This is a genomic window from Albidovulum sp., assembly GCF_049646345.1.
Lineage (GTDB): Bacteria > Pseudomonadota > Alphaproteobacteria > Rhodobacterales > Rhodobacteraceae > Albidovulum.
In genome coordinates this window covers 1-4,589 of record NZ_JBARVQ010000584.1, presented here as the reverse complement: position 1 = coordinate 4,589, position 4,589 = coordinate 1, and the positions used below count along the sequence as shown (strand labels likewise).

Genomic DNA, 4,589 nt, shown 5'->3' with positions numbered 1-4,589 from the left:
TTCGGTTTTCTGGAGGGCATGGGGATTTTCACGGTGGAATTGTACTTGAAGGTGCGCCGCGCTCACTTTGAGGACGGGTTGAGCGGGCGTCAGATTGCTCGTGATTTCGGGATCAGCCGAGACAGCGTTTCGAAGATGTTGGCTTATTCAGAGCCACCTGGCTATCGGCGAACCGCACCGATCAGGCGGCCCAAGCTTGATCCATTTACGGGTCAGATTGACCAGTGGCTGACCGAGGATCAAAGCCGCCCCCGCAAGCAACGCCACACAGCCAAGCGCATTTTTGAGCGTTTGCGTGAGGAGTGTGGATTCGATGGCGGTTACACGATCGTCAAAGATTATGTGCGCTCCAAGAAACGGGACGGCAAGGAGATGTTTGTGCCTCTGAGCCATCCGCCGGGACATGCGCAGGCTGACTTTGGTGAGGCGTTGGTCGTGATCGGCGGGATTGAGCAGAAGGCTTACTTCTTCGCCTTTGATCTGCCGCATAGCGATGCTTGCTATGTTCGCGCGTACCCTGCGGCGAACACCGAAGCCTGGCTGGACGGGCATGTGCATGCCTTTGCCTTCTTCGGAGCGGTGCCATGCTCCATCCTCTACGATAACGACAGATGCCTTGTGGCTAGGATCCAGGCAGATGGTACTCGCCAGAGAACCCAGCGGTTCAGTGCGATGCTGTCGCATTATGTCATTGGGGATCGATATGGCCGTCCCGGCAAGGGGAACGACAAAGGTAAGGTCGAAGGTCTGGTCGGCTATTCCCGTCGCAACTTCATGGTTCCGCTGCCGCGCTTTGCAGATTGGGCGGCGTTCAACGATTATCTGGAGCAACAATGCCGCAATCGGCAGGCTGATGTCCTGCGCGGCCACAAGATCAGCATCGGCAAACGACTGGGCGCTGATCTGGCGGCGATGCGTCCTTTGCCAGCAGCGCCCTTTGAGGCCTGCGATCTGCGAAGCGGCCAAGTGACATCGACATCAATGGTGCGCTATCGCGGCAATGATTACTCAGTGCCGGTTGCCTATGGCCACCGGGAGGTCTGGATCAAGGGCTTCGTGGGCCGTGTGGTGATTGGCTGCGCGGCTGAGATGATCGCAGATCATCCCCGTTCCTATGACACAGGCGATATGGTATTTGATCCGGTGCATTACCTGCGGCTGATCGAACGCAAGATCATGTCGTTCGACCAGGCAGCGCCGCTGCAAAACTGGGACCTGCCTAAGGCATTCAAGACCCTCCAGCGATTGTTAGAAGCCCGCCAAGGTAAAACCGGCAAGCGGGAATATGTGCAGGTTCTGCGTCTGCTGGAGCGCTTTGAGCTGGAAGTGCTGCACCTTGCGATCAAAGATGCGTTGCAGATGGGGGCTGTCAGCTTTGACGCGATCAAGCATCTGCTGCTCTGCCGCGTTGAGCACCGACCGCCCCGGCTGGATCTGAATGTCTATCCCTTTCTGCCCAGAACCAATGTCGCCACAACGTCCCCGGCGTCCTACATGAGCCTGCTGGCAGGCGGTGAGGCATGACAGATGCACCCGAACTGCTGCTGGCCCATCATCTCAAGACCCTGCGGTTACCCACCTTCCTGCGCGAACATGACAAGCAAGCGCGTATCTGTGCCGCAGAGGGCGTGGACCATGTCCGATATCTGGCCCGGCTGACCGAGCTGGAACTGATCGACCGGGAACGGCGCATGGTGGAACGCCGGATCAAAGCGGCAAAGTTCCCCGCGGTGAAGAGTTTGGATAGCTTCGACTTCCAGGCCATCCCCAGCCTCAACAAGATGATGGTGCTGGAACTGGCGCGCTGTGAGTGGATTGATCGCCAGGAGAATGTCATTGCCCTTGGCCCGTCCGGCACCGGCAAAACCCATGTCGCTCTCGGGCTGGGATTGGCCGCCTGCCAAAAGGGGATGCCGGTCAGCTTCGTCACGGCGGCATCTCTGGTTCATGAACTGATGGAGGCCCGTGACGAGAAGCGCTTGCTGCGATTGCAGCGCCAGTTGGCCAAGATCAAACTGCTGATCATCGACGAGTTGGGCTTCGTGCCGCTCAGCAAAACCGGGGCTGAACTGCTGTTCGAGTTGATCTCGCAGCGCTACGAGCGGGGCTCTACCCTGATAACAAGCAACCTGCCGTTCGAAGAATGGACAGAGACATTTGGCACCGAGCGCCTCACAGGTGCACTGCTCGATCGGTTGACCCATCATGTAAACATTCTGGAAATGAACGGCGAAAGTTATCGCCTCAGCCAAAGCCGCGCACGCACCAAAACAACCGGACCATGATCAAAGCAAGATTGGCCTGACGGCCAATGCGCCTTGGAGCGTGCTTGCTATTTGAGGGCCACACGCTCCAAGGCGCCCACCCCAAACTGGCCTACTTTTGCTCCGCCCTGATGGCCGGTTTTTACGCCGCCGTTGACAGCTATGGTGAATTTTAGGACGCTGAAGAAATAGAGACGGGTTCTTGGACGCCTTCAGGGCTGTTTTTGGGCTTTCGTAGCGCCGATACGAAACCGCCTTTAAAACGAGCGATTTGTGGACTGGCAGAGTTGCGAGTCCAACTCTTAGAAACCTCCTGCTATCGCGCTGATCCAGTAAGTCACTGTTACAAAGGTAGTATTTTACAGATTCTTTCTGAAGTGTTCGCTAAAAGTTCCTCGCTAGAGTAATTCTACGCACAAACCTTCCGATGGGGCCTGTCACCATTTACCGATATGTTGGTCCTAACGGAGAGATCAGGGAGAACGGAAGACGCGTCCTGGCTGCCTAACGTACGATCCTGCACTCAGCCGGAAAGGACCCCAACTTGGCAATGCCGTCTTGAAAAGGATGATCATGGTTAGGTTGCGGTCGTCGCGGCACAACCGTTTCCTTCTGCGAGAACGGCCTGTTCAGTTTCCGTCGCCAGCGAAAACCTGAGGTGACGACATCGCCGCAAGAAAGTCGATCAGCGCTTCGACTTCGTCAGGGTCGTCGATGCCGGGATCGGGCATGACGGTATCGGGGACCACGACCCTAGGCGACGTTATAAATGCGGCCAAGCTTTCGCGGCTCCAGCTTTCACGACGGCCACGGAAGCCAGGTGAATAACCTGCGAATTCTGTGGATCCCATCCGGCCGTCGAACACATTAGCGAGCGTTGGCGCTGACGTATTTGAGTCCGGATCAAGCGAATGGCATTGAAGACAGTTTTCCATATTTGCCGCCAACCTCTCGCTGGTGTCTCTATCAAGCTCGGGCTGGGCCAGATATGCAGTCAGAAACTCTACCGCTGCAGCGTTTTCAATAGTCGTCAGGAATACCAACTCGTTGTCGTCGGTCAGGACGACAATGCGATCGTGATCCAGTTGCTGCGCGTAGCGCACCCGCTCGCCAATCGGAATTCGTTCCGCGAAAAGCACGCGGTCACCTGAAAGGTGTATCCGGTACAAAGACTGATCCTTCAATGTCCCCATGAGCAGGTCACCGTCCCATGCCTCGTGGAATCCATCGATTAGACTGAGGCTCGATGTGGCTATGGACGGGACAAAAGCCAAGCGCGGCTGTTCAAACTGGTCGTGGTGGCCATAAGACACCGTATTGGGAATTGGCAGCTTGTTGTAGAGCGTACCAAGACTTTCACGTGGCCAGCCATAGTCACGCCCCTCAATCTCCATATTGAGCTCGTCGCCACCTCGCATACCATGCTCAACTGTCCACACGCGGCACAGCTTATCAATCGCAATGCCCTGCATATTGCGGTGTCCCCGCGTGATCTGACGGTAGCTGCCTGTGGTAAGATCGATCGCGATCACCTTACCATAGTCGAAGGCCGGGTCCTGTGCGACTGGCGCTCCCTCGTAGTAAATTCCGTCAAAGTGATAGTCACCGCTCGTCATGTAGAGAACGCCATTGCCGTCATAGGCAAACCGTCCACCGCCCATGTGAGCCTCGATGGCATCGTGATTCTTCTTCAGAGGTAGGCAGGGTTGGGTCTCCAGAAGAGTCGTCCACTCGCCGGGATCCGCGTGCATCTGCGCGAGCGCCTCAGCTGTCTCCGGGATGTCAAGCGTCGACACGACAGTCCGGTAACAGACAGCTTTGGGGTCGAAACGCGTGAACGAAATCGCCAACCTTGTTTGGTCTCCGAACCGATACGCCAGCACGTCCGCGTAACGGTATCCCCAAAATGCATAGGAATAGTCACTGTTTGCTGGTTCCTCCGAAAACGCCTTGTAAGCACCGAAATTGTAGTCGGGCGTTTCGATCGACAATGGCCGGATCGTATTCGCGTCCGAAGCAATGTAGAGCTTCCCGTCGACGGTCATCGCGACGACCGAACCGTCGAGTACAGTCAGTCCGCCGCCGCGGGCATAGCGCGTTATTGGTAGTTTGGCGGTCTCCGCTCGAAACATCAGAAAAGTGCTTTCGACCGACGACACGACGGGAGCATCAGGTTCTTTTGGGCGGAGTTTGTGTACGGCACGCCGGGCGAAGTCCGTTGGTTTCACAACGTATTCGGCGGCAATTCCGGCCAGGAATGTGAAGCCGAGCAGCACGAAGACGCCCAAGGCTAGAAAAAGTCGCTGTTTCATACCTGCCGTTTCC

General features: G+C 56.5%; 3 protein-coding genes. 2 read left to right on the top strand and 1 reads right to left on the bottom strand.

Annotated elements, in window-relative coordinates; translation table 11 throughout:
- The first annotated feature begins 24 nt into the window (after nucleotides 1–24).
- The gene (gene istA, locus WBB85_RS15220; RefSeq protein WP_432639450.1) at nucleotides 25–1,524 is read left to right on the top strand and encodes an IS21 family transposase; all 1,500 of its coding nucleotides are present in this window, start codon (nucleotides 25–27) and stop codon (nucleotides 1,522–1,524) included.
- On the top strand, nucleotides 1,521–2,285 hold the full coding sequence (gene istB, locus WBB85_RS15215) for an IS21-like element helper ATPase IstB (protein WP_432639449.1): 765 nt from the start codon (nucleotides 1,521–1,523) through the stop codon (nucleotides 2,283–2,285). The genes istA and istB overlap by 4 nt, the downstream gene beginning before the upstream one ends.
- Before the next feature lie 608 nt (nucleotides 2,286–2,893).
- Here istB and WBB85_RS15210 read toward each other — a convergent pair.
- A partial coding sequence (locus tag WBB85_RS15210) for a PQQ-dependent sugar dehydrogenase (protein WP_432639448.1) occupies nucleotides 2,894–4,589 on the bottom strand: 1,696 nt, incomplete at its 5' end.

What these genes read in the sequence shown, in the direction of transcription:
- istB (WP_432639449.1), top strand. Translation starts at nt 1,521, where the DNA reads ATGACAGATGCACCCGAACTGCTGCTGGCCCATCATCTCAAGACCCTG.